Below are 26,456 nucleotides of genomic sequence, written 5' to 3'. Positions count from 1 at the left end.
CCAAACCGAATTCAGTTGTGTCGGTTTGGTCCGTGTTTGTACGAGACAAACTATAGTACAGATTGTAGTATTGAAAAAAGCGAAATAAATAGATTGAGTTAATCGAAAAAAACGATAATAGCAAAACTCTTAACTCGATCACTGGAACGGCGGTAGATACAAATACAATTATGAATAAATGGCCCAGTTTGAAGCAGTTGCACTACTTAGTCACACTGCATGAAACAAGACATTTTAGTGACGCTGCAGAGCGTTGTTTTGTCAGTCAGTCGACTTTAAGTAAAGGTATTCAAAACTTAGAGGAATTGATTGGTTGTCCATTATATGAAAAGAAAGACAAGAAAAGTCCACTGGTTTTTACCCAAACAGGAGAAATGGTAGTAAAGCAGGGGCGAGAGCTGTTAGCAAAAGGGCAAGATTTGGTCGAGCTTGGACGTATGTGCCAAGGCGACGATATGCAAGGCCAGCTAAAAGTGGGATGCATACCAACAATTGCTCCGTTTTTACTGTGTGATTTGGTGCAAGAGGTTAACTACCGTTTCCCACAACTGAATCTTTTATTAAGAGAAGACACGACAACAAACTTACTTCAAGCGCTTAGACACGGTGAGTTGGATGTACTCATTTTAGCGTTGCCAGTTGAAATTGACGGTATGGAAAGTCGAGTGGTGGGTAAGGATCCGTTTCGAATGGTTATTAGTGCGAATCAAGCCCAATCGGTGCCTGTGCCGATTCGTTACGCAGATTTACCTGACGAATCCGTCTTTTTATTAGAGAAAGAGCATTGCTTAACGGAACACGCGGTATCTGCGTGTAAATTAACAGATAAAGAAAAAATTAATCCGTTTACAGCAACCAGCCTTCATACTTTGGTGCAAATGGTTGCGAATGGTTTGGGAACGACGTTCATTCCTCAAATGGCTATCGACCACGGCCTGCTACATAACCAGAATTTAGTCGTGATCGATCCCCCAGGAAAGCAAGCCTATCGTGAAATTGGCTTAGTTTGGCGTCCGAGTTCATCAAGAACGAAAACATTTAATCAGCTTGCAGAAGTCGTTTCCGAACTGCTTTAGCTATTAGTATTAGCCTCTACATCTCCATTATTTATCTAAAAGCGCACTGAAAACAGTGCGCTTTCTAGTATTTTATTCTGTTGGTGAACTTTGACTTGTAAAATTTTACAGCTCTTCTTTGATGAAGCTTTCATAAAATAGTGAAATTTCACAATGTTAATTTTACACAAAACCTAGTATGTCTTGTTTGACCCTTGTTTGAGTTCACCTTGCCAGCCCTTGTGAATACAAGGTGTTTGTTTGCCAGTCTATATTCATACACTCGTTTGAAATGATAAATCGACCTTAAAATTAATGTAATTTAATTACGTAACAACTTACAAAAATGGGTGTTCGATAGGCGGTTTTTACCCTGCCGAATAAAACTTCGAATTTTCTGTTTTGTTTATCTTGGGGGTTTCGTTAAACCCTTTGTTGAGATAGCTTATTTAAAGGCCGATAAGACTTATGTCTAGATTGAAAATACACATAACATTACGCAATCTATCGACATGGCTAGACGAGTTGAACACAAAGTTAAAGGATGTAATTTGTTGTTCATAACTTACAAATGTAGCTTTACGCTGACTGCCCAAGATGGATAAAGCACGTTAAGGATGAATGATTATGCTTGCTCAGACAGAACAAAAAACACAACAACTAAAGCAGACCCAAGGCATGCTTGAGGTGAATGGAGTCGTTGCTCCAGAGCATCAAGCAATTTTCCCTGTTGAAGCCCAAACCTTTTTATCTCTACTGTGTGAAAAATTTGCCGGACGTGTTGAGCAGTTGCTGGAAGCACGAGAAGAGAAGCAAGCGCGTATCGATTCAGGTGAGCTGCCAGACTTTTTACCAGAGACACAAGACATCCGTGAAGGAAGCTGGAAGATCCTGGGAATCCCACAAGATCTGCAAGATCGCCGTGTGGAGATTACCGGACCAACTGATCGCAAGATGGTGATTAACGCACTGAATGCGAATGTGAAAGTGTTTATGGCAGACTTCGAAGATTCAATGTCTCCAGCATGGAGTAAAGTGCTGGATGGGCAAGTGAATTTACGCGATGCCGTGAATGGCACCATCAGTTACACCAACCCTGGCAATGGCAAGCATTATCAGCTGGAAGATGACCCAGCGGTGTTGATCTGCCGTGTTCGCGGCCTTCATTTAAAAGAAAAACACGTTACGTGGCACGGTCAGATCATTCCAGGTGCGCTATTCGATTTCGCTCTGTACTTCTATAACAACTACAAAGCGTTACTTCAAAAAGGCAGCGGCCCTTATTTCTACATTCCAAAACTGCAATCGCATCACGAAGCGAAGTGGTGGAGCGAAGTGTTCCATTTCACGGAAGACTATTTCGGTCTTGATACAGGCACCATCAAAGCGACTGTGCTGATTGAAACTTTACCAGCCGTATTCGAAATGGATGAGATTCTGTTCTCACTTAAAGAACACATCGTTGGTTTGAACTGTGGTCGCTGGGATTACATCTTTAGCTACATCAAAACCTTGAAGAAGCACCCTGAACGCGTACTGCCAGATCGCCAAGTGGTTACGATGGATAAGCCATTCTTGAACGCTTACTCGCGATTATTGGTGCGTACTTGTCATAAACGAGGTGCTTTCGCGATGGGAGGAATGGCCGCCTTTATCCCAGCGAAAGACCCGCAAGAGAATCAAAAAGTATTAGACAAGATCCAGACTGATAAATCGCTAGAAGCAAACAATGGTCACGACGGTACTTGGGTAGCTCATCCAGGTTTGGCTGACACCGCGATGGAAGTCTTTAGTGCTGTACTGGGCGAGCGCACCAATCAATTGGATGTGAGTCGTTCAGAGGATGCACCTATTACAGCGGCTGAACTACTTGAGCCTTGTGAAGGCGAGCGGACAGAAGCCGGAATGCGCCACAATATACGTGTTGCGCTGCAATACATAGAAGCTTGGATTTCTGGTAATGGTTGTGTACCGATTTATGGCTTGATGGAAGATGCGGCGACAGCTGAAATCTCTCGCGCTTCTATCTGGCAATGGATTCAACACGGCAAGTCGCTAGATAACGGATTGAAGGTCACTAAGGATCTGTTCGAGCTCTATCTAAAAGAAGAGATTGAAGTAGTGAAACAAGAAATTGGCGAGCAGCGCTACCAAGCGGGTCGATTTGAAGAAGCGGCAGACTTGATGGCAAGGCTCACTACGAGCGATGAGCTGACCAACTTTTTAACAGTTCCTGGTTATGACTACCTGGATTAATAAAGAATAACTGTAACACCAATAACGTGAAGGATTTTCAAGGCAGATAGGGAAGTACTGCCTGAGAACGGAAACTCAACGCCACACGCATAAAGTGCAAATTATAAAGAGGGATAGACCAATGACTAACTTAACTCGCCGCCAACAAATTGAAGCTCTGGAAAAAGACTGGGCAACTAACCCGCGCTGGAAAAATGTAAAGCGTACATACACTGCTGAGGAAGTGGTGGAACTGCGTGGCTCTATGGTACCAGCTAACACAATTGCACAACGTGGTGCAGACAAACTTTGGTCACTGGTCAACGGTAGCGCGAAAAAAGGTTACGTAAACTGTCTTGGTGCGTTAACTGGCGGCCAAGCTGTTCAACAAGCTAAAGCTGGTATTGAAGCGATTTACCTATCTGGTTGGCAGGTAGCGGCGGACAACAACACCGCTTCGACGATGTATCCTGACCAGTCTCTATACCCAGTCGATTCTGTACCGTCAGTAGTAAAACGCATCAATAACTCGTTCCGTCGTGCAGACCAAATCCAATGGTCAGCAGGTAAATCGCCTGAAGATGAAGGTGGTATTGATTACTTCCTACCTATCGTAGCGGATGCTGAAGCGGGCTTTGGTGGTGTGCTTAACGCTTACGAGCTCATGAAATCGATGATCGAGGCAGGCGCAGCGGGCGTTCACTTTGAAGACCAGCTAGCATCGGTGAAAAAGTGTGGCCACATGGGTGGCAAGGTATTAGTCCCAACGCAAGAAGCGGTGCAAAAACTGGTTGCTGCTCGTTTGGCTGCTGATGTGGCGGGCACAACAACCTTGGTTATTGCTCGTACTGATGCGAATGCGGCAGATCTCCTTACTTCAGATTGCGACCCATACGATAAAGACTTTATTGAAGGTGAGCGCACTCAAGAAGGTTTCTACCGCGTTCGCGCTGGTATCGACCAAGCGATTTCTCGTGGCCTGGCTTACGCACCATATGCAGACTTGATTTGGTGTGAAACGGCTACGCCATGTTTGGAAGAAGCACGTAAGTTTGCAGAAGCAATTCACGCTGAATACCCAGATCAATTGTTGGCGTACAACTGCTCGCCTTCATTCAACTGGGAGAAAAACCTTGATGCAGAAACCATTGCTAAGTTCCAACAAGAGCTTGCAGACATGGGCTACAAGTACCAATTCATCACGCTAGCAGGCATTCACAACATGTGGTTCAACATGTTTGAACTGGCACACGCTTATGCTCAAGGTGAAGGTATGCGTCATTATGTTGAGAAAGTTCAGCGTCCTGAATTCCAGGCGGCAGAAAAAGGCTATACATTTGTTGCACACCAACAAGAAGTAGGTACAGGTTACTTCGATAGAATGACCAATACTATCCAAGGTGGTAACTCTTCAGTGACCGCATTGACAGGTTCGACCGAAGAAGACCAATTCTAATTGGCAGAGAAACACTTCCTTAATCAGCGTCAGTAATGGCATTTTGAGCGGCAACCCTGCCGCTCTTTTTTCGTTTAAAACGTTTAAGAAACGAAATTTACACCCAAGATAACGCGTTTGCGTATTATTCTTCTGGCTCGATTTCTTCGGGTTCCACTTCTTCTTGCAGTTCCAATAAGTTAATCGCAATGGTCACAAAGTCACTGTCAGTAATGATGCCTACCAATCGACCCTTAGTGACAACAGGTAAACAGCCAACTTTGTGCTTTTGCATGTAGATAGCGCTCTCTTTAAGCCCCGCGATGGGTTCGGCAGTCATGATGTTAGTGTGCATCATTTCGTAGAGCGGTGTATCTAGAGTAAAAGATTGTTCAGCCTCATCTGGGTGCAAGCTCGATTCTTGAGCAGCAAGAATGTCGCGTTGAGTCACCAAGCCTTGTAAGTGGTTATTGGCATCAACAACCGGAATATGGCGAATATCAAGCGCATCCATCATGCTTTTTGCATCACGCAAGGTGTGCGTGCGCAGTAAGGTATGAGGATTACGAGTCATCATGTCTTCAACCTTGATCATAGAGACCTCCAGCGGCATTGTCCTTCTCTTAAATATAGAGAATATTTTTCTGTATATCTGGGAGCTAACTCGTTTTTCATCAATTAAATAGCACAATACACTTGCGCTTCTTTTTGTCTGCGTAATCTGTGTCTTATCGACGTTTTTATTAATTTGAATAAGTCGGTTTGTGTGCGAGTCAGTTGGCATTTTTGATTGATATTGAATGGATCGCCAAGGTAATCCAATGAATTGAATCGCACATTTTTATTCGCTGGATTTTCCAAGATTCGTCTCTCGAAGAAGATACGTTCAGGCTTACCAAATTGAAGACAGCAACCTAAATGAAAAGAACAACGTGTAACAAACTCATTGCGCTGGCAGTAGCGGCATTCAGTGTGCAATCTGCACAGGCGATTGTGTTAGGAGATGAACTAACCGACTCTGTTGATCGTGTTACTTTACGAGCAAGTAATATGGCAGAGTTCCCACTGTGTGGCGGCACCATGCTGACGGAGCAGTGGGTGTTGACTGCGGCACACTGCGTGGTAATGGGGCAGGGAACGAACGAAGCAAGCTACTATGTGACCCCGCCGGGCGAGTTGTCGGTGAATGCGAATGTGCACGAACTTAATTCAGCAGGGCTTGATAACTTCTATCCGGTGTCTCACGTTGTGGTTCATCCTGATTACACGCGGATTTCAAAAGCTGAGACCGACAGTAATGGCAACGTGAAACCTATCCAAACCGGTTTAGACTCAGACATCGCGTTGCTGTATCTCACGCGCCCAGTGGCAAACGCAAGCTTTGCTGATTTAGCAAACAAAGCCGACATGGAGAGTATCGAAGCGCGGTTGGCAGCGGATTGGAACGATAATTACCTGACCAATCAACGTGTCGAAAATGTGCAAGTGTTTGGGTGGGGAACCACTCAGCCGGATGCTTCTGAACCTTCCAATACGCTCAAAACCACCATTAGTACATTTTTACCCATCGACAAATGTTATGAGCGTTTAGAAATTGGCAGCAGTTTTCCGGGGATTATCGACTCAAGAGAAAACCAAACCAAAATCTGTACGCTACCAACGAAAAACCGAGTATTAGAGCCGGATAGCCACACCCAATATGGCAACTCTGCATGTAAAGGTGACAGTGGGGGGCCGCTGGTCGATGTGGCGACGGGAAAACAGATTGGTATTGTTAGTGGTGGACCTCTCATTCTTCCGACTTGTGGCTCTTTGACGATTCCAAGTTTCTACACCAAGGTGAGCCAATATTACGACTGGGTACAGTCTTACATTACTGCCGATGCGCCACCAAGTAGCTACATCATTGCACCGAACTTTATTAAAGAGGCTAATAACGAAGTCGGCGGAGATAAAGAGTGTCACGACGGTATCGCAACTAATAACTGTGATTTCAAAGGGTCAGATGATGATGGTGGCAGTTTGGGTCTGTGGCTATTGGGTCTATTCGTACCCTTGGCGTGGTGGCGAAGGCGTGAGGTTTGATAGGGCGATTTGAATACCAAACGAGTAAGCAGCGTTATGCGCTGCTTTGCTTTTTAATGTTCCATTTCTTTCGACTTAAACTGAAAATAATGCCAAGTGATCGCGGTTTTTCACGTTTTATTACACTCTTCATCATGGCTTTTACAGTGATATTCTGGGGATTTGCTTGCTATTGCAGCATGTAAACATATACTAGTCTGCTGCGAAAAACTCGTCGCAATTTTATCGTCGTCCTAGACGTGATTTGACCAATATATAAGACAAGTAACATGCAAGTATCAGATTTCCATTTCGACCTTCCAGATGAACTTATCGCTCGTTACCCTCAGCCAGAGCGTACCGCTAGCCGACTATTACAAATGGACGGCAATACCGGAGAGCTAATTGATGGCACATTTACTGATGTATTGGGCCAAGTTCAACCCGGTGATCTCGTGGTGTTTAATAATACTCGTGTTATACCTGCTCGTCTTTTTGGTCGTAAAGAGTCGGGTGGTAAGCTAGAGGTGCTGGTGGAGCGCATGCTTGACGAGAAAAGCATCCTCGCGCACGTTCGCTGCTCTAAATCTCCAAAACCAGGTACAACCATCATTGTTGGCGAGAATGATGAATACTCAGCAGAAATGGTGGCGCGTCATGACGCTCTATTTGAACTGAAATTTAACGCTGATAAGACGGTATTAGAAATTTTGGAAGAAATCGGCCACATGCCACTTCCTCCTTACATTGACCGCCCAGATGAAGATGCAGATAAAGAGCGTTACCAAACCGTATATAACCAGAAGCCAGGCGCAGTAGCGGCGCCGACAGCGGGTCTTCATTTTGATGATGTTCTACTAGAGAAAATCAAAGCGAAAGGCGCAGAGTTTGCTTACGTCACTTTGCACGTTGGTGCGGGTACATTCCAGCCAGTAAAAGTAGAAAACATCAACGATCACCATATGCACGCTGAGTACGTAGAAGTACCGCAAGAAGTCGTCGAAGCAATTAAAGCGACGAAAGCGCGCGGTGGACGAATTATTGCTGTTGGTACTACATCGGTACGCTCACTTGAAAGCGCAGCGCAAGACGCATTGAAAAAAGGGACTGAGTTGGTCCCATTCTTTGGTGATACAGAAATCTTTATTTTCCCTGGCTACGAATATCAGCTTGTGGATTGCTTGATTACCAATTTCCACCTGCCAGAATCCACACTGATCATGTTGGTGAGTGCATTTGCAGGTTATGAGAACACCATGAATGCTTACAAGCATGCGGTAGAAAACAAATATCGCTTTTTCTCATATGGTGATTCAATGTTCATCAAGAAGAAAACGATTTAGTAAAAAATAAGATTTACGAGTGCTAGCAGTAAGCTAGGAAATAGAGCAGAACCTCTGCTTTATCTCTCGCAAGGAAAAGCGACCGCTCCTTAAAGTAGGGTAGAGCCCTAAACACTCAGTCAGACTGTTTCTCTGACACCCGGAGGCATCGTGAAATTAAAATTCGATCTTAAGAAGAAAAACGGCAATGCGCGTCGTGGTCAACTGACTTTCGAACGTGGCACTGTTCAAACCCCAGCGTTTATGCCAGTTGGTACTTACGGTACGGTTAAAGGCATGACGCCAGAAGAAGTGAAAGGTACGGGCGCAGAAATCTTACTAGGTAACACGTTCCACCTTTGGCTGCGTCCAGGTCAAGAAGTCATGAAAATGCACGGCGACTTGCATGATTTTATGAACTGGCACGGTCCTATTCTTACTGATTCAGGCGGCTTCCAAGTATTCAGCCTTGGCAAGATGCGTACTATTACCGAAGAGGGTGTGCACTTCCGTAACCCAGTTAATGGTGACAAGATTTTCATGGACGCAGAAAAGTCGATGGAAATTCAAAAAGACCTAGGTTCTGACATCGTCATGATTTTTGACGAGTGTACGCCATACCCAGCGACACACGATGAAGCGAAGAAATCGATGGAAATGTCGCTACGTTGGGCACAGCGCTCACGTGATCACTTCGAGAAGCTAGAAAACCCGAACAACCTGTTTGGTATTGTTCAAGGTGGTGTTTACGAAGATCTACGTGATGTGTCGGTAAAAGGTCTAACGGAAATCGGTTTTGACGGTTACGCGGTTGGTGGCTTGGCAGTAGGCGAGCCTAAAGAAGATATGCACCGTATTCTTGAGCACACTTGTCCGCAGCTTCCAGAAGACAAGCCTCGCTACTTAATGGGCGTGGGTAAACCAGAAGACTTGGTTGAAGGTGTTCGCCGTGGTATCGACATGTTTGACTGTGTAATGCCAACGCGTAACGCGCGTAATGGTCACCTGTTTGTGACTGGTGGTGTGATCAAGATCCGTAATGCGAAACATAAAACGGATACAACCCCGTTGGATCCGCACTGTGACTGTTACACTTGTCAAAACTACAGTAAATCGTACCTTCATCACTTAGAGCGTTGTAATGAAATTCTGGGTGCTCGTCTGAATACGATCCACAACCTACGCTACTACCAGCGTCTGATGGAAAGTATTCGTAAAGCGATTGATGAAGATCGTTTTGATGAGTTTGTTACCGAGTTCTATGAGCGTCGTGGCCGTGAAGTGCCACCACTAGCAAAAGAACAGTCATTGACGGACTAAAAAGAATTAAAGCCTTTGGCATGTCGCCAGAGGCTTTTGCTAATAAAGTAGGCTAACGCACGTTATTTTTGAGAGAGTGATCGCTATTAGTTACTCTCAGACTTGAATCTAAAATGCGAAAGCCCAACTTGTTGGATTATCAATAAAATATAATGAGGATGTTTTAATGTTTATTTCTCAGGCTCACGCAGCAGCAGAAGGCGCGCCAGCAGGCGGTGGTTTTGAAATGCTAATCATGCTTGGCATGTTCGCAGTGATCTTTTACTTCATGATTTACCGCCCACAAGCGAAACGTGTAAAAGAGCACAAGAACCTAATGGCTTCTATGGGCAAAGGCGACGAAGTTCTAACTAGCGGTGGCCTAGTGGGTAAAATCACTAAGATTGCTGAAGACAATGACTACATTTCAATCGAGCTTAACGCGAACAATGAAGTGGTAATCAAGAAAGACTTCATCACTGCAGTGTTGCCAAAAGGTACGCTTAAGTCTCTATAAAACAGCTAAAGGATCCTCGCTGTGCTAAACCGTTATCCATTATGGAAGTACTTGATGGTATTTTTTGCCATCATCACCGCTGCGTTATACGCACTTCCAAATATCTACGGTGAAGATCCGGCTATTCAAGTTACAGGGGCGCGTGGCGCCTCTGTAGATATGTCAACGCTGGATGCTGTCACTACTGCTCTTGATAAAGAGCAACTCTCTCATAAATCCATTGCTCTCGAGAATGGATCAATTCTTGTTCGTTTTAACGACACTGACACGCAAATCAGTGCTCGTGATGTCATCAGCGAAGCGCTTGGCAAAGACACAATTGTTGCACTTAACCTTGCTCCTTCTACACCCGATTGGCTAGAAGCGATTGGCGCGTCACCATTAAAGCTGGGTCTTGACCTTCGTGGTGGTGTCCACTTCTTAATGGAAGTAGACATGGACGCTGCGATGGAAAAGCTCGTTGGTCAGCAAGAAGAAGCTTTCCGTAGCGAACTTCGTGAGGCAAAAATTCGTTATCGTGCTATCCGCCCTTCTGGCAAAGAAGCGGTAGAGGTTCTGCTACGTAACGAAGAGCAATTAGCAGAAGCGAAAGCAATGCTAGAAAAGAATCACCCGGACATGCTCTTTGTCGAATCTGATTCAAATGGCCGTTACGCTCTTACTGCGACCTTTACCGAGCAACGTTTACAAGAGATCCGTAACTACGCTGTTGAGCAAAACATTACGATTTTACGTAACCGTGTAAACGAGCTAGGTGTTGCAGAGCCTCTCGTTCAGCGTCAAGGTGCAAGTCGAATTGTTGTTGAGCTTCCTGGTGTTCAAGATACTGCTCGTGCAAAAGAGATTCTAGGTGCGACTGCAACGCTAGAATTCCGTGAAGTTGACGATAAAGCTGACCTATCAGCGGCGGCAAATGGTCGTGCGCCAGCAGGCAGTGAAATCAAAATGGACCGAGACGGTCGTCCGGTTGTGCTTAAGAAGCGTGTTATTCTTGGTGGTCAAAGCATTACGGATGCAAGCTCAAGTGTCGATGAATACGGTCGTCCACAAGTTAACATCTCGCTAGACAGCGAAGGTGGTAACAAGATGTCAGCGTTCTCTAAGAAGAACATCGGTAAGCTAATGGCTACCGTGTTTGCTGAGTACAAAGACAGTGGTCGTCGTACGCCAGAAGGCAAAGTCATCCTAGATAAGCATGAAGAAGTCATCAACCAAGCGACGATTCAATCGGCTCTTGGACGTAACTTCCGTATCACGGGTATAGACTCCGCAGCTGAAGCGCACAACCTTGCACTTCTATTACGTGCTGGTGCACTGATCGCACCTATCTCTATCGTTGAAGAGCGTACTATTGGTCCATCAATGGGCCAGCAAAACATCGATATGGGTATCCAAGCGTGTATCTGGGGTATGGTTGCCGTAATGCTGTTTACGCTGCTTTACTACCGTGGCTTTGGCTTGATTGCCAACATCGCTCTAATGGCTAACTTAGTGTTGATCATTGGTGTTATGTCGATGATTCCAGGCGCTACCATGACGCTTCCGGGGATTGCCGGTATCGTGTTAACGGTCGGTATGGCGGTTGATGCGAACGTACTGATCTTCGAGCGTATCCGTGAAGAGCTTCGTGATGGGCGTAGTCCACAACAAGCTATTCACCAAGGTTACGCGAATGCATTCAGTACGATTGCCGATGCGAACATCACGACACTGATTACTGCAATTATCCTATTTGCAGTCGGTACTGGTGCAGTGAAAGGTTTCGCGGTTACTCTATCTATCGGTATCTTAACTTCAATGTTCACCGCCATTATTGGTACACGTTGTATCGTGAACCTGATTTACGGTGGCAAACGCGTTGATAAATTGTCGATCTAAGGCTGGGAATTAATATGTTTCAAATTCTAAAAGCAGAGAAGACGATCGGCTTTATGCGTTGGTCGAAAGTAGCATTCGTTTTTTCAATCTTTATGATTGCTGCTTCTATCTTCACTTTGTCAACTAAGTGGCTAAATTGGGGCCTAGACTTCACTGGCGGTACGCTAATTGAAGTTGGCTTTGAAAAACCTGCGAACCTTGAAAAAATCCGAACCGCTTTAGATGCGAAAGGTTTTGGTGATGCGACAGTACAAAACTTCGGTAGTGCTCGTGAAGTAATGGTTCGTCTTCGTCCACGTGACGACGTTTCTGGTGAAACGCTGGGCAACCAAATCATTGGTGCTATCAAAGATGGTACTGGCGAAAGCGTAGAAATGCGTCGTATTGAATTCGTAGGTCCTAACGTTGGTGATGAGCTAACAGAAGCTGGCGGTCTAGCGATCCTTGTGTCGCTGATCTGTATCCTGCTTTATGTCTCGATGCGATTTGAATGGCGTCTAGCAGCTGGTGCGGTTATGGCATTGGCTCACGATATCATTATCACGCTAGGTGTTTTCTCATTCCTACAAATAGAAGTTGACCTAACCATCGTCGCGGCATTATTAACGGTAGTCGGTTACTCGCTCAACGATACCATCGTTGTGTTTGACCGTATCCGTGAAAACTTCCGCAAGATGCGTAAAGGTGAGCCAGCCGATATCATGGACGCTTCAATCACCCAAACGTTGAGCCGTACGTTGATTACCTCGGGTACAACATTGTTCGTGGTAATTGCACTGTTCATGCAGGGTGGTGCGATGATTCACGGCTTCGCAACCGCACTTCTACTTGGTATCACTGTAGGTACTTACTCTTCTATCTACGTAGCATCAGCACTAGCGCTAAAACTGGGCATCCAGAAAGAGCACTTGATGCCACCTCAAGTAGAAAAAGAAGGCGCAGAGTTCGACGAAATGCCATAAGGCAGGTTGAGAATTGAAAACAAAAACCGCTGAGCAATCAGCGGTTTTTTTGTATCTGAATCGAGCCGTATGCTTGTAGAACCTCACTGTATGGAGAGCCTTACATTACAGCTAAGTAGATACGGTTCAGTAGATACAAAAAAGCCCCGCTCATTGAGTGGGGCTTTCTAAAGTCATCAGCGTGACGGGCTAAATATGACTTTCAAATCTTACTTAAGGATCGCGCTGTTACCGTTTTCGCGGATGTGCTTAAGGATAGATTTTACGCCACGAGCGCTTGAAGCAACAATGTTACCAGACTTCATGTACTCAGTGCCGCCAGCAAAGTCAGTTAGGATTGCGCCAGCTTCACGAGCAATAAGCTCACCTGCTGCCATATCCCAAGGTTTTAGACCTAGCTCGAAGTAACCATCAACACGGCCAGCAGCCACGTAACATAGGTCAAGAGCAGCAGAGCCGCTACGACGGAAATCAGCACATTCAGTGAATAGCGCACCAACGATCTTGATGTAAGACTCAGCGTGTTGTTTCTGTTTGAATGGGAAACCAGTAGCTAGAACAGTACCTTGAAGGTCTTTTAGTTGAGCAACACGGATACGCGCACTGTTTAGTTGAGCGCCTGCACCACGTTGTGCAGTGAATAGCTCGTTTTGCATTGGATCGTAAACACAAGCAACTTCAGTTTTGCCTTTGATACGAACTGCGATAGAAACCGCGAAAGTTGGGTAACCTTTTACAAAGTTAGTGGTGCCATCCAGTGGGTCGATGATCCATTGTACGTCTTTATCTTTACCTTCGATAAGACCTTGTTCTTCAGCAACGATACAGTGCTCAGGGTAAGACTGCTTGATAGTATCGATGATGATGTATTCTGCTTCTTTATCTACATTAGTGACAAAGTCATTAGTGCCTTTAAGAGTAGATTCTACTTTATCAGTGTTTTCTAATGATTTAGCAATATGATTGCCTGCCTTTCGCGCAGCGCGAATAGCAATGTTTAGCATTGGATGCATACGAATTTCCCAACGGATGTTAAAGAACAAATGAAAGCGGCGGCGAGTATACCAGAGATCAGTAAAAAGGGAAGTGGTTATTTTTTGTTCTAAAGTCAGTGGTTTTATTGTATTTAGCTTGAGGCGAACGAGAACAATGACCAAGAATGAGAAGAGAGGCCTGCTTCGCCCTAGGGTGTGTTAAAAAACTATGGTAACATTCTGCGGTTTTAATTTAGGTAGCAAACACAGATGTTGGATCAAGTAAAAATTGTACTCGTAGGTACCTCTCATTCAGGCAATATTGGCTCAGCAGCTCGAGCTATGAAAGTGATGGGTTTAAGCCAACTAGTATTAGTCGATCCACAATGTGAAGTGGACGAACAAACTCTTGCTTTGGCTGCGGGTGCTGGTGATATTGCTCAAAATGCAAAGATTGTCGGCACATTAGAAGAAGCGGTTGAAGATTGCAGCCTCGTGGTGGGCTCCAGTGCTCGCTCTCGTACATTAGAATGGCCAATGCTTGAGCCACGTGAATGTGGTGAGAAATTTGCGGTTGAGGGTAGAAAACACCCTGTCGCGCTCGTGTTTGGTCGTGAAAGAACTGGTCTAACAAATGAAGAGCTGCAAAGGTGTCACTACCATGTTTGCATTCCTGCTAACCCTGAATATAGCTCGCTTAACCTAGCGATGGCCGTACAAACTCTGAGTTACGAAGTACGAGTTGCGCATTTGAACTTAGAGCAAAGCCAGTTTGCCCCAAATGAGCCGGAAGAGTACCCACGTCATAGAGAGCTCGAAATGTTCTTCGAGCATCTTGAAAAGGTGATGGTTGAGACCCAGTTTATCAATAAAGAGCAACCAGGACAGGTGATGAATAAATTGCGTCGCTTGTTCTCTCGTGCTCGGCCAGAAACCCAGGAGCTCAATATTCTACGCGGCATTTTAACCTCGATAGAAAAGAAGTTCTGAATAAAGAATAACCACTTTAGGTGTAAGGATGAATACCTGAGTAAAATGGTCAAATAAATACTTGACCAAATTACTCAGGTATGGAAAAATCTTAACCATTACAAACCATGTGGATACGGTGTGGTATGAAACTTACATCTAAAGGAAGATATGCGGTGACAGCCATGCTGGATGTGGCACTGCATTCGCAACAAAACCCTGTACCTCTTGCTGACATCTCAGAGCGTCAGGGGATCTCGCTCTCTTACTTAGAGCAGCTATTTTCAAAATTGCGTAAAGCAGGTCTCGTTGCCAGCGTTCGTGGTCCTGGTGGTGGTTACCGACTTGGTGCCGACGCACACAGTATCGCTATTGGTACCGTGATTGCAGCCGTTGATGAGTCAGTCGATGCAACCAAATGCCAGGGCAAAGGAGATTGCCAAGGCGGAACACGTTGCCTTACTCACACGCTATGGCGCGACTTAAGCTCTCGCATTAGTGACTTCTTGAATAACATCACTCTTGGTGAGTTGATGACAGACAATGAAGTCCTCGAAATTTCTGATCGTCAGGACATTGATCTGGCGGTAACCCATGGGCTATCAAACAAAAATACAACCGCCGCGCCCATCGGTGTAAACGTCCGCTCTTAGCGGTCAGCTTTTTACATTGGAGTAGAGAATGAAACTGCCGATTTATCTTGATTATTCCGCTACATGTCCAGTTGATCCACGTGTTGCTGAAAAAATGGTTCAGTACATGACAATGGATGGCACATTTGGCAACCCAGCGTCGCGTTCGCACCGTTACGGCTGGCAGGCAGAAGAAGCGGTCGATACTGCTCGTGAGCAAATTGCTGACCTTCTAAATGCAGATCCTCGCGAAATCGTATTTACATCTGGTGCGACAGAATCAGACAACCTTGCGATTAAAGGTGCAGCGCACTTTTACTCGAAGAAAGGCAAGCACGTAATCACTTGTAAAACAGAGCACAAAGCCGTTCTTGACCCATGTCGTCAACTTGAGCGTGAAGGCTTTGAAGTGACTTACCTTGAGCCAGAATCAAATGGCTTGATCGATCTAGAGAAGCTTAAAGCGGCAATGCGTGATGACACAGTGCTTGTGTCTATTATGCACGTAAACAACGAGATTGGTGTGGTTCAAGACATTACAGCGATCGGCGAATTGTGTCGTGAGCGTAAAATTGTTTTCCACGTGGATGCAGCGCAATCTGCAGGTAAATTACCAATCGACGTTCAAGAGATGAAAGTTGACCTAATTTCGCTTTCTGCTCACAAAGTTTATGGCCCTAAAGGCATCGGTGCACTTTACGTTCGTCGTAAGCCTCGTATTCGTCTTGAAGCGCAAATGCACGGTGGCGGCCATGAGCGTGGTTTCCGCTCTGGTACACTTCCTACTCACCAAATCGTTGGTATGGGTGAAGCATTCCGCATTGCAAAAGAAGACATGCAAAAAGATTACGATCACGCTTTAGCGCTTCGTAACCGTCTTTTTGATGGCGTGAAAGACTTAGAAGCAGTGACGGTAAACGGTGACCTTGAGCAACGTGTACCACACAACCTAAACATCAGCTTCGCATTCGTAGAAGGTGAATCACTACTAATGTCGCTTAAAGATCTTGCGGTATCTTCTGGTAGTGCTTGTACGTCTGCAAGCCTTGAGCCTTCTTACGTTCTTCGTGCCCTAGGCATGGATGATGAATTGGCTCACAGCTCGGTTCGTTTCTCGTTTGGTCGTTTCACGACTGAAGAAGAAATTGATTACGCAATTGAACAAATCCGCGTTGCAGTGACTAAGCTACGCGACATGTCTCCTCTATGGGATATGTACAAAGAAGGGATTGATTTGAGCACTGTTGAATGGGCTCACCATTAATCTCAGGGATTGAAATAGAGGATTCGAGGTAATTTATCATGGCATACAGCGAAAAAGTAATTGATCACTACGAGAACCCACGTAACGTTGGTTCATTCGATAAAGAAGACCCATCAGTAGGTAGCGGCATGGTTGGCGCTCCAGCTTGTGGTGACGTAATGAAGCTTCAAATCAAAGTGACACCGGAAGGTATCATCGAAGATGCGAAGTTCAAAACATACGGTTGTGGTAGTGCAATCGCATCAAGCTCACTAGTAACTGAGTGGGTAAAAGGCAAGTCAGTTGATGAAGCAGCAGCAATTAAAAACTCTGAAATTGCTGAAGAGCTAGAGCTTCCACCAGTGAAAGTTCACTGTTCAATTCTTGCTGAAGATGCAATCAAAGCAGCGGTTGCAGACTACAAGAAAAAACACCAAGAATAATTATTCCGTAATATAATGGGAGCTTTGACGCTCCCATTCCAATCGAAATTTAGACAGACTAAGGTGCAGTATGGCCATCACAATGACAGAATCAGCGGCAAGTCGCGTAAGAGCATTCCTAGATAACCGAGGCAAAGGTATCGGTTTACGTCTTGGAGTGAAGACGACTGGTTGTTCAGGCATGGCATATGTACTTGAGTTTGTTGATGAGCTTAACGAAGAAGATGAAGTTTTTGAACTCTCTGGAGTGAAAATCATCATCGACAAAAAAAGCTTAGTGTACCTAGACGGTACCGAATTGGATTACGTGAAAGAAGGGTTGAATGAAGGTTTTGAATTCAACAACCCTAACGCGAAAAGTGAATGTGGTTGTGGTGAAAGCTTCAACGTCTAATTGATTGTCCTTCTGGGCAAGCGAGTCCGGAAGGCTTTACTAGGACCCGAACTTAATGAATCACTTTGAATTATTTGGGCTACCAAGTCAGTTTAAGCTGGATGGTAGCCTTCTTTCTTCTCAGTTCCGAGAACTACAAAAACGCTTCCACCCGGATAACTTTGCAACGGGATCTGAACGTGACCGTTTGATGGCGGTGCAAAAGGCAGCGCAAATCAACGATGCCTATCAAGTTCTGAAAAATCCTATCTCCCGTGCCGAGTACATCCTCGCAGAGCAGGGAGTTGAGATCCGAGGTGAACAGCAGACAATGCAAGATCCAATGTTCTTAATGGAGCAAATGGAGCTGCGCGAAGAACTGGAAGAAATTGCTGACAGCACCGATCCTGAATCGGCGCTTTTTCACTTCGATTCTAAGGTCAGCAAAATGTACAAACAGCATCTGGCAAGCGTCGAGCAAGAGCTTGATGATGGTCTTTGGGCTGAAGCCGCAGACCGAGTTCGTAAGCTAAAATTCATTGCCAAACTAAAGAACGAAATTGAACTAGTCGAAGACAAACTCCTCGGCTAGTTAGCGTGACAAGGACCTATCATGGCACTACTTCAAATCGCAGAACCGGGCCAAAGCTCGGCACCTCATGAGCATAAGTTAGCAGCGGGTATCGACTTAGGTACTACCAACTCTTTGGTTGCTTCTGTACGTAGCGGCGATGCAACTCCACTTGCGGACGAGCAGGGCCGTACTATTTTACCTTCAGTCGTTAATTACACTGAGGAAACGTTAACGGTTGGCCACGAAGCCAAAGCCAAAGCAGAATTTGAACCAGAGAACACTATTATCTCTGTAAAACGTTTGATTGGTCGTTCATTAAAGGACATTCAGTCCCGTTACTCTTCACTTCCTTATCGTTTTAGAGAGAGTGAAAATGGTCTTCCAATCCTGCAAACGCCTCAAGGTGACAAAAACCCGATTGAAGTATCTGCGGACATTCTAAAAGCGCTAGGTAAGCGAGCAGAAGAAACGTTAGGTGGTGAGTTAGCGGGTGTTGTGATCACTGTTCCTGCTTACTTTGATGATGCTCAGCGTGCAGGTACGAAAGACGCCGCGAAATTAGCAGGTCTTCATGTGCTGCGTCTGCTTAACGAACCAACCGCCGCGGCAATTGCTTATGGCCTAGACTCAGGCCAAGAAGGGGTGATTGCGGTTTACGATCTAGGTGGCGGTACATTTGATATCTCTATCCTACGCTTGTCGAAAGGCGTATTTGAAGTATTAGCAACAGGCGGTGACTCTGCGTTAGGCGGTGATGACTTTGACCATCTGTTAGCGGATTACCTAATGGAGCAAGCGGGTCTCGAAGCCCCACTTTCTGCTGAAAAAAACCGTACGCTACTGAACATTGCTACTGCGACTAAGATTGCTTTCTCTGAGCAAGACAGCGTTGATGTTGATGTGTTTGGCTGGAAGGGCACCGTTACTCGTGAGCAGTTCGAAGATCTGATTCGCCCACTAGTGAAGAAAACACTAATGTCTTGTCGTCGTGCATTAAAAGATGCTGATGTTGATGCAGAGGAAGTACTCGAAGTTGTCATGGTTGGTGGTTCAACACGCACATTGCTGGTTCGTGAAATGGTAGGCGAGTTTTTTGGCCGCACACCGCTAACAAGCATTAATCCTGATGAAGTTGTCGCAATCGGCGCGGGTATCCAAGCCGACATTCTAGCGGGTAACAAGCCTGATTCAGAAATGTTACTTCTTGACGTGATCCCACTGTCGCTTGGTATTGAAACCATGGGTGGTTTGGTTGAGAAGATCATCCCTCGCAATACCACGATTCCTGTTGCGCGTGCGCAAGAATTTACCACATTCAAAGATGGCCAAACGGCCATGAGTGTTCATGTGGTACAAGGTGAGCGTGAAATGGTTGATGATTGTCGTTCACTGGCTCGTTTCTCATTGAAAGGCATTCCACCGATGGCGGCGGGTGCGGCACATATTCGTGTGACTTACCAAGTTGACGCTGACGGTCTTCTTTCTGTTACGGCAATGGAAAAGAGCACCGGTGTTCAGTCAGAGATTCAAGTAAAACCTTCTTACGGGTTAAGCGATAATGAAGTGGCGGATATGCTGCGTGATTCAATGACGCACGCTAAAGAAGACATGCAAGCTCGTGCGCTAGCGGAGCAGCGTGTTGAGGCTGACCGTGTGATAGAAGGTTTGATTGCAGCGATGCAAGCTGATGGTGACGAACTACTATCAGAACAAGAGAAACAAGACCTGATAAAAGCCATCGAAGCCTTGATTGAGCTGCGTAATGGTGATGATGCAGATGCGATTGAGCAAGGCATTAAAGATACCGATAAAGCGAGCCAAGATTTCGCATCGCGCCGTATGGATAAATCGATTCGAGCTGCGCTGTCAGGTCAATCAGTAGACGATATATAAGAGATAAGTAGTTATGCCTAAGATTATTGTATTACCACACGACGATTTGTGCCCAGAAGGCGCAGTGTTGGAAGCAAACACTGGTGAAACCGTTCTGGACGTAGCGCTAAAAAATGGTATCGGTATTGAACATGCGTGTGAAAAATCATGTGCTTGTACCACCTGCCACGTGATCATCCGTGAAGGTTTTGATTCGCTAGAAGAAAGTGAAGAGCTGGAAGACGACATGCTGGATAAAGCGTGGGGTCTAGAGCCTGAATCACGTCTAGGGTGTCAGGCGAAAATTGCGGATGAAGACTTAGTAGTAGAAATTCCTAAGTACACGCTAAACCACGCTTCAGAAGATCACTAAAACTATCTTCCCAATATAGGGAAGAAGCAAAAGGAAGATGAGCAATGAAATGGACAGATTCTCGCGATATCGCGATTGAACTTTGTGACAAGTTTCCAGATGTTGATCCGCAAACGGTGCGTTTTACCGATCTTCATCAATGGATCATGGAGTTAGATGAGTTTGAAGATGACCCAAACCATTGTAACGAAAAGATTCTGGAAGCCGTTATCATGTGCTGGATGGATGAAGCAGACTAAGTCTGTAAAACACAGCCTAGTTAACAATTCTTACTAAAAAAAGCGGACCTTTAGGTCCGTTTTTTTATCCAATTGACATTTTTGCCCTACATAATGCTAACATCCGTGAGTTATTAAAAAGAAGCAGCGTAGGCAACGCTGCTATAAGACAAGGAGAAACCATGTCTACACAGATGTCTGTATTTTTAAGTCAAGAGTCGGCAGCACCACATTGGGGTGAAAAAGCACTGCTTTCATTCGCTGAAAACGGCGCAACCATTCATTTAGGTGAAGGTCACGATCTTGGTGCAATTCAACGTGCAGCTCGTCAGCTAGATGGCCAAGGAATTCGTTCTATTTTTCTTTCCGGTGATAACTGGGATTTAGAGAGCGTTTGGGCTTTCCACCAAGGTTACCGTAACCCAAAAAAACATGGCTCAGTTGAGTGGTCTGCATTGTCTGAAGAAGATCAAGCAGAGCTTCAAGCGCGTATTACTGTGACTGATTTTACCCGCGATATCATCAATAAAACCGCAGAAGAAGTTGCCCCTCGTCAGCTAGCGACAATGGCCGCTGAATTCATCAAATCTGTTGCGCCTAAAGGCACAGTGACAGCTCGTATCGTCAAAGACAAAGACTTGTTGGCAGAAGGTTGGGAAGGCATTTACGCCGTAGGCCGTGGTTCTGAGCGCACTTCTGCGATGCTCCAGCTAGACTACAACCCGACAGGTGACGAGAACGCACCAATATTCGCGTGTCTTGTCGGTAAAGGTATCACCTTTGATTCGGGTGGTTACAGCTTGAAGCCTTCTAACTTCATGAGCGCAATGAAAGCAGACATGGGTGGCTCAGGCACCATCACCGGTGGTCTTGCACTGGCGATTCTTCGTGGTTTGAACAAGCGTGTAAAACTGATCCTTTGTTGTGCAGAGAACATGGTTTCTGGTCGCGCACTCAAGCTTGGCGACATCATCACCTACAAAAACGGTAAAACCGTTGAAATCATGAACACCGATGCAGAAGGTCGTTTAGTGCTTGCTGATGGTCTTATCTACGCCAGTGAGCAAAAGCCTGAGTTAATCATTGATTGTGCAACACTAACAGGTGCGGCGAAGAATGCGTTGGGTAATGATTACCACGCATTAATGAGTTTCGATGACGAGTTATCGCATCAAGCGCTCACTGCGGCAAACCAAGAAAAAGAAGGTTTATGGCCGCTACCACTTGCTGACTTCCACCGCGGAATGCTGCCGTCAAACTTTGCTGACTTATCGAATATCAGTTCTGGTGACTACTCTCCGGGTGCAAGCACAGCAGCAGCATTCTTGTCTTACTTCGTAGAAGACTACAAAAAAGGCTGGTTGCACTTCGACTGTGCGGGTACATACCGTAAAGCCGCGTCTGATAAATGGGCTGCGGGAGCTACGGGTATGGGCGTTCGTACACTTGCTCGTTTCCTCAATGAGCAAGCTGGTAAATAAGATTGATTGCAGCACTCCTTGTTTGAGTGCTGCTCTTACCCAGTAAGTCACTTTAAAAACACAACTATTATTACAAGTACAGAAAGGAAACTTTATGGCTCTAGAAAGAACATTTTCAATCATTAAGCCGGATGCGGTAGAGCGAAACCTAATTGGTGAAATCTATAACCGTATTGAAAAGGCTGGCCTACGTATTGTCGCTGCTAAAATGGTTCACCTGACTGAAGATCAGGCAAGCGGTTTTTATGCAGAGCATGAAGGTAAAGAGTTTTTCCCTCCACTAAAAGAGTTCATGACATCTGGTCCTATTATGGTTCAGGTACTGGAAGGTGAAAATGCGATTGCACGTTACCGTGAACTGATGGGTAAAACTAACCCAGAGGAAGCGGCATGCGGTACGCTTCGTGCCGATTACGCACTTAGCATGCGTCACAATTCAGTTCATGGTTCCGATAGCCCTGAATCTGCAGCGCGTGAAATTGAGTTTTTCTTCCCTGAGTCAGAGGTTTTCTCTCGCTAATTAGGCGTGATACTTCACTTGTTAGTGATGCTCTGATACAGAAAAGCCTCGGAACTTTCCGAGGCTTTTTCATTTCATATGCCTAAGTTGAGTGGCAATGTTGACTGCATAAGTGATCTCTTACACGCTAACTAGTCTGACTATATAATGGGCTTTAAAACCCAGTAACGTGAGTTATTTTTAGTCTTTTCCCTTTACGATTTCTACGCTTTTACTTTTGATAGTGTAATAGCCACTTATAGCGCAAGAGGCGCTTAAAATTTAATCATTTTGATTTTAATGCCTTAGCAAACTCAGGGTTTTACACCCCTTGTTGTAGCTGCATAAAGGCTGTACAATTCGCGCCCTTATTCTTGTTTCAGTCATTGAGAGGCAACATGACCACTGAAAAAATCAATCTACTCGACTTTGATCGCAAAGGCATGCGTCAGTTTTTCGCAGAAGAACTCGGCGAGAAAGCGTTTCGTGCCGATCAGGTTATGAAGTGGATCTACCATTTCGGTGTAGATGACTTCGAAAAAATGACAAACATTAACAAGAAGCTGCGCGAAAAGCTTTTACACAAGTGCGAAATCAAGGCACCAACAGTCGCAGAAGCTCAGCACTCTTCTGATGGTACGATCAAGTGGGCGATGAACGTTGGTGATCAGGATGTGGAGACGGTTTACATTCCAGAAGATGATCGTGCAACGCTTTGTGTGTCTTCTCAGGTAGGTTGTGCGTTGGAATGTAAGTTCTGCTCAACCGCACAGCAAGGCTTTAACCGTAACTTGAAAGTTTCAGAGATCATCGGTCAGGTGTGGCGCGCTGCACGTGAAATTGGTCTTGAGAAAGAAACAGGTCGCCGCCCAATTACTAACGTCGTGATGATGGGGATGGGTGAACCGCTTCTAAACATGAAGAACTTGATCCCTGCATTAGAACTAATGCTGGACGATCTTGGCTTTGGTTTGTCAAAACGTCGTGTGACTGTATCTACATCAGGTGTGGTTTCTGGTCTTGATCAGATGACAGGCAAAATCGATGTAGCGTTGGCAATTTCCCTTCATGCGCCAAACGATAAGCTGCGTAGTGAAATCATGCCAATTAACGATCGTTGGGATATTCAAGATTTCCTAGCATCAGTTCGCCGTTACATCGCTTCATCGAATGCAAACCGCGGTAAGGTAACGGTTGAGTACGTACTTCTTGATCATGTGAATGATGACATGGACCATGCTCGTGAACTGGCTGAGCTGATGAAAGACACACCATGTAAGATTAACTTGATTCCGTTTAACCCGTACCCAGGTTCCCCTTACAAGAAACCAAGTAACTCACGTATCGATCGCTTCCAAAAAACATTGATGCAATATGAGCATACAGTAACGGTTCGTAAGACTCGTGGCGATGACATTGATGCAGCGTGTGGTCAGTTAGTCGGTGATGTGATTGACCGAACTAAACGTACTGCAATGTTAAAAGCGTCGCGCGGTGCTGATACCATTGAAGTAAAAGCCGTATAAACGACCGGAATTCAAAAATAGCCAGAGCCATTTGCTCTGGCTATTTTGTTTATCGATAAGAGCATTTCTGCCAAGATTTATGACGACAACTCTCCAACTCGAGGTTATTTGGGTATAATTTCGAATTCCTTTGTCAAAGTTTGGACAAAAGCTTGAGCTATCTGTTAGTTTGAGTGTAAAGAGTTTTTGTCTTCGTTACACATTCGCTTATCATGATATGTGACATTAACGATGACACCGATAATTCTCAGCATTTTCTCACATACGCTTTGCTGATTTTTGCAAAACGGGTATTCACACTCAAATCGCTGAGAGTTTCTTAAAATTATTATTTTGGTTAACGCGTTTAGGCTAGCTATCTTTTAAAGAGGCTTAAGAACAATAACGAAAATACATAACCACGTTAGCCACTAAAACAGATTAAATACCACCATTATGACAGAACACGAAAATACGAATGAAGTGCCACTTTCTATTGAAGCTGGCACATTACTGAAAAACAAACGCGAATCTCTTGGGATGAGTCAAAAGCAAGTTGCTGATCGCCTGAGGCTTCGCGTTTCTGTTATTGAAGATATTGAAAATAACCGATTTGAGTCTCAACAAGTTGCGACATTTACGCGTGGTTACTTGCGTTCTTACGCGAAGTTCGTGGGCCTTGATGAGAAGATGGTTTTGACTGCGTTAGAGCAGACAGCAGATGTACAGCCGCAAGAGCAAGAAATTGAAATGCAGAGCTTCTCTCGCAAAACAAAAGATGAGAAGCACAATAGCCGTATCATGCTCCTGACTTGGGTTATCGGGTTGGTCATTATTGGTATTTCTGCAGCTTGGTGGTGGCAAAACCAGCAAGAGAATAGCCTAACGAAGGAAGTTACGGATTCAAGTGTTGAATCGCCGAAGCCCACAGCGCAAGAGTTAGCTGATATCGATTTAATGACGGCTGAGGAGTTAATCGCAAGTACTCCTGAAGACGTTGTTTCAACAAGTAATGATGTTGTTGAAACGAGTGAAGTACCAGTCGAGCAGGGTAGCGACCCTCTGCTTGCTGAAACTGAAAATACAACAAGCGTAGATTCTGAAGAACCTGTTGCCGTGATTGAAACTGCGGAAGAGGAACAGCCTGCGCCAGTCGTACCTGAAGGCATGACACTTCTTACTATGAAGTTTAAAGCGGACTGTTGGATTCAAGTAAAAGACACCAATGGTAAAACGCTGGTAAGTGGTACTCATAAACCAGGACAAGATGTAGAACTTACCGGAAAAGCGCCGTTTAAAGTGATATTAGGCGCACCGGAAGGGGTTACAATGACATTTGCAAGTGAACCTGTCGACCTTTCTGGGTATACTTCAGGCAAAGTAGCTAGATTCACTCTACCGTTATAAAAAATTATGCAACACGAATCTCCAATTATTCGTCGTAAATCGACGCGTATTTATGTGGGTGATGTGCCAATTGGTGATGGTGCGCCAATTGCCGTACAGTCAATGACTAACACTCGCACGACTGACGTAGAAGCGACAGTCGCTCAAATCCGAGCACTAGAAAAAGTCGGTGCAGATATCGTTCGAGTTTCTGTACCTACTATGGACGCAGCAGAAGCTTTCAAACTGATTAAACAGCAAGTTTCTGTACCATTAGTGGCTGATATTCATTTCGACTATCGTATCGCGCTGAAAGTGGCGGAGTACGGTGTTGACTGTTTACGTATCAACCCAGGTAACATCGGCAATGAAGAGCGCATTCGCGCTGTTGTTGACTGTGCTCGCGATAAAAACATCCCAATCCGTATTGGTGTCAACGGTGGATCTTTGGAAAAAGATTTACAGATGAAATACGGTGAACCAACGCCAGAAGCTTTGGTTGAATCGGCGATGCGTCACGTAGATCATCTCGATCGTCTTAACTTTGACCAATTTAAAGTTAGCGTGAAAGCTTCAGACGTTTTTCTTGCGGTGGATTCATACCGTCTACTAGCAAAGAAAATCGATCAGCCTCTTCACTTGGGGATTACAGAAGCGGGCGGTGCTCGCGCTGGCGCTGTTAAGTCATCTGTTGGCTTAGGCATGCTGTTGTCTGAAGGGATCGGCGATACGCTGCGTATCTCTTTGGCTGCCGATCCAGTTGAAGAAATCAAAGTCGGTTTCGATATCCTTAAATCTCTGCGCATTCGCTCTCGAGGCATCAACTTTATTGCTTGCCCAAGTTGCTCGCGCCAAGAATTTGATGTGATTGGCACAGTGAACGCACTTGAGCAGCGTTTAGAAGACATCATCACGCCAATGGATGTGTCTATCATCGGTTGTGTGGTAAACGGCCCTGGTGAAGCAGAAGTTTCTCACTTAGGTCTAGCAGGTAGTAACAAGAAGAGCGCATTCTACGAAGATGGTAAACGCCAGAAAGAACGCTTTGATAACGATGACCTTGTGAATCAGCTAGAAGCTAAGATCCGTGCGAAAGCAGCCATGATGAATGGCGAAAACCGCATCGAAGTTAAAGTACAAGATTAAT

General features: G+C 45.1%; 25 protein-coding genes. 23 read left to right on the top strand and 2 right to left on the bottom strand.

Annotated elements, in window-relative coordinates:
• The first annotated feature begins 170 nt into the window (after positions 1–170).
• The 3 genes from OO778_RS13600 (at position 171) to aceA (ending at position 4,746) form a co-directional block, all read left to right on the top strand.
• Positions 171–1,076: a hydrogen peroxide-inducible genes activator gene (locus OO778_RS13600; RefSeq protein WP_005383681.1), complete on the top strand. Its 906-nt coding sequence runs from the start codon at positions 171–173 to the stop codon at positions 1,074–1,076.
• Positions 1,077–1,682: 606 nt separating this feature from the next.
• Positions 1,683–3,311, top strand: coding sequence for a malate synthase A (aceB, locus tag OO778_RS13595; RefSeq protein WP_256955770.1), 1,629 nt, complete (start codon positions 1,683–1,685; stop codon positions 3,309–3,311).
• 121 nt (positions 3,312–3,432) lie between these two features.
• Positions 3,433–4,746: an isocitrate lyase gene (gene aceA / locus OO778_RS13590; RefSeq protein WP_258614444.1), complete on the top strand. Its 1,314-nt coding sequence runs from the start codon at positions 3,433–3,435 to the stop codon at positions 4,744–4,746.
• A gap of 124 nt (positions 4,747–4,870) precedes the next feature.
• Here aceA and OO778_RS13585 read toward each other — a convergent pair whose 3' ends face one another.
• Entirely contained in the window at positions 4,871–5,320 is a 450-nt protein-coding gene (locus tag OO778_RS13585) for a CBS domain-containing protein (protein WP_005391583.1), read from the bottom strand.
• A 323-nt stretch (positions 5,321–5,643) separates the two neighbouring features.
• Here OO778_RS13585 and OO778_RS13580 point away from each other — a divergent pair, with 323 nt between their 5' ends.
• The 6 genes from OO778_RS13580 to secF all read left to right on the top strand — a co-directional run bounded on the left by OO778_RS13580 (position 5,644) and on the right by secF (position 12,767).
• The gene (locus OO778_RS13580) at positions 5,644–6,810 is read left to right on the top strand and encodes a serine protease (RefSeq protein ID WP_046874342.1); all 1,167 of its coding nucleotides are present in this window, start codon (positions 5,644–5,646) and stop codon (positions 6,808–6,810) included.
• A 269-nt stretch (positions 6,811–7,079) separates the two neighbouring features.
• Positions 7,080–8,132 carry a tRNA preQ1(34) S-adenosylmethionine ribosyltransferase-isomerase QueA gene (queA, locus tag OO778_RS13575; protein WP_046874341.1) on the top strand — a complete coding sequence of 351 codons (1,053 nt, stop codon included), beginning with the start codon at positions 7,080–7,082 and terminating at the stop codon, positions 8,130–8,132.
• A 150-nt stretch (positions 8,133–8,282) separates the two neighbouring features.
• The gene (gene tgt / locus OO778_RS13570; protein WP_005391577.1) at positions 8,283–9,431 is read left to right on the top strand and encodes a tRNA guanosine(34) transglycosylase Tgt; all 1,149 of its coding nucleotides are present in this window, start codon (positions 8,283–8,285) and stop codon (positions 9,429–9,431) included.
• 166 nt (positions 9,432–9,597) lie between these two features.
• Positions 9,598–9,927, top strand: a complete 330-nt coding sequence (gene yajC, locus OO778_RS13565; RefSeq protein WP_005381725.1) for a preprotein translocase subunit YajC — start codon at positions 9,598–9,600, stop codon at positions 9,925–9,927.
• A 21-nt stretch (positions 9,928–9,948) separates the two neighbouring features.
• Positions 9,949–11,805 (top strand): protein translocase subunit SecD, encoded by a 1,857-nt coding sequence (gene secD / locus OO778_RS13560; RefSeq protein WP_006741889.1) that lies wholly within the window; start codon positions 9,949–9,951, stop codon positions 11,803–11,805.
• A gap of 14 nt (positions 11,806–11,819) precedes the next feature.
• Positions 11,820–12,767: a protein translocase subunit SecF gene (gene secF, locus OO778_RS13555; protein WP_005391572.1), complete on the top strand. Its 948-nt coding sequence runs from the start codon at positions 11,820–11,822 to the stop codon at positions 12,765–12,767.
• Positions 12,768–12,976: 209 nt separating this feature from the next.
• Here the strand turns inward: secF and suhB are convergent, their stop codons facing one another.
• The gene (gene suhB / locus OO778_RS13550; RefSeq protein WP_047010191.1) at positions 12,977–13,780 is read right to left on the bottom strand and encodes an inositol-1-monophosphatase; all 804 of its coding nucleotides are present in this window, start codon (positions 13,778–13,780) and stop codon (positions 12,977–12,979) included.
• 231 nt (positions 13,781–14,011) lie between these two features.
• Here suhB and trmJ point away from each other — a divergent pair, with 231 nt between their 5' ends.
• From trmJ to ispG, 14 genes are all read left to right on the top strand, one after another.
• Positions 14,012–14,731, top strand: a complete 720-nt coding sequence (gene trmJ / locus OO778_RS13545; protein WP_006741887.1) for a tRNA (cytosine(32)/uridine(32)-2'-O)-methyltransferase TrmJ — start codon at positions 14,012–14,014, stop codon at positions 14,729–14,731.
• A 125-nt stretch (positions 14,732–14,856) separates the two neighbouring features.
• Positions 14,857–15,363 carry a Fe-S cluster assembly transcriptional regulator IscR gene (gene iscR, locus OO778_RS13540; protein WP_005381720.1) on the top strand — a complete coding sequence of 169 codons (507 nt, stop codon included), beginning with the start codon at positions 14,857–14,859 and terminating at the stop codon, positions 15,361–15,363.
• A gap of 28 nt (positions 15,364–15,391) precedes the next feature.
• Positions 15,392–16,606 (top strand): IscS subfamily cysteine desulfurase, encoded by a 1,215-nt coding sequence (locus tag OO778_RS13535; RefSeq protein ID WP_005391556.1) that lies wholly within the window; start codon positions 15,392–15,394, stop codon positions 16,604–16,606.
• Positions 16,607–16,644: 38 nt separating this feature from the next.
• A complete protein-coding gene (gene iscU, locus OO778_RS13530) occupies positions 16,645–17,028 on the top strand; it encodes a Fe-S cluster assembly scaffold IscU (RefSeq protein ID WP_005381718.1) in 384 nt (127 codons plus the stop codon).
• A gap of 70 nt (positions 17,029–17,098) precedes the next feature.
• Entirely contained in the window at positions 17,099–17,422 is a 324-nt protein-coding gene (gene iscA / locus OO778_RS13525) for an iron-sulfur cluster assembly protein IscA (protein WP_005391554.1), read from the top strand.
• Positions 17,423–17,477: 55 nt separating this feature from the next.
• Positions 17,478–17,993 carry a co-chaperone HscB gene (gene hscB / locus OO778_RS13520; RefSeq protein ID WP_264909953.1) on the top strand — a complete coding sequence of 172 codons (516 nt, stop codon included), beginning with the start codon at positions 17,478–17,480 and terminating at the stop codon, positions 17,991–17,993.
• 21 nt (positions 17,994–18,014) lie between these two features.
• On the top strand, positions 18,015–19,868 hold the full coding sequence (gene hscA, locus OO778_RS13515) for a Fe-S protein assembly chaperone HscA (protein WP_258687721.1): 1,854 nt from the start codon (positions 18,015–18,017) through the stop codon (positions 19,866–19,868).
• A gap of 13 nt (positions 19,869–19,881) precedes the next feature.
• A complete protein-coding gene (gene fdx, locus OO778_RS13510) occupies positions 19,882–20,220 on the top strand; it encodes an ISC system 2Fe-2S type ferredoxin (protein WP_005391548.1) in 339 nt (112 codons plus the stop codon).
• Positions 20,221–20,264: 44 nt separating this feature from the next.
• On the top strand, positions 20,265–20,459 hold the full coding sequence (gene iscX / locus OO778_RS13505; protein ID WP_005391546.1) for a Fe-S cluster assembly protein IscX: 195 nt from the start codon (positions 20,265–20,267) through the stop codon (positions 20,457–20,459).
• A 161-nt stretch (positions 20,460–20,620) separates the two neighbouring features.
• Positions 20,621–21,919, top strand: coding sequence for an aminopeptidase PepB (pepB, locus tag OO778_RS13500; RefSeq protein WP_264909952.1), 1,299 nt, complete (start codon positions 20,621–20,623; stop codon positions 21,917–21,919).
• A gap of 94 nt (positions 21,920–22,013) precedes the next feature.
• Positions 22,014–22,439 carry a nucleoside-diphosphate kinase gene (gene ndk / locus OO778_RS13495; protein WP_005391542.1) on the top strand — a complete coding sequence of 142 codons (426 nt, stop codon included), beginning with the start codon at positions 22,014–22,016 and terminating at the stop codon, positions 22,437–22,439.
• A gap of 377 nt (positions 22,440–22,816) precedes the next feature.
• On the top strand, positions 22,817–23,944 hold the full coding sequence (locus tag OO778_RS13490) for a bifunctional tRNA (adenosine(37)-C2)-methyltransferase TrmG/ribosomal RNA large subunit methyltransferase RlmN (RefSeq protein ID WP_005391540.1): 1,128 nt from the start codon (positions 22,817–22,819) through the stop codon (positions 23,942–23,944).
• Positions 23,945–24,379: 435 nt separating this feature from the next.
• Positions 24,380–25,330, top strand: coding sequence for a cytoskeleton protein RodZ (rodZ, locus tag OO778_RS13485; RefSeq protein ID WP_203346625.1), 951 nt, complete (start codon positions 24,380–24,382; stop codon positions 25,328–25,330).
• 6 nt (positions 25,331–25,336) lie between these two features.
• Complete coding sequence (gene ispG / locus OO778_RS13480) at positions 25,337–26,455, top strand: flavodoxin-dependent (E)-4-hydroxy-3-methylbut-2-enyl-diphosphate synthase (protein WP_005391537.1); 1,119 nt, start codon at positions 25,337–25,339, stop codon at positions 26,453–26,455.
• Position 26,456: the final 1 nt, after the last annotated feature.

This window comes from Vibrio sp. STUT-A16 (assembly GCF_026000495.1).
In the GTDB taxonomy this organism is placed as follows: domain Bacteria; phylum Pseudomonadota; class Gammaproteobacteria; order Enterobacterales; family Vibrionaceae; genus Vibrio; species Vibrio diabolicus.
The sequence above is the reverse complement of the archived record's forward strand: the minus strand, read 5'-3'. Positions and strand labels throughout refer to the sequence as shown.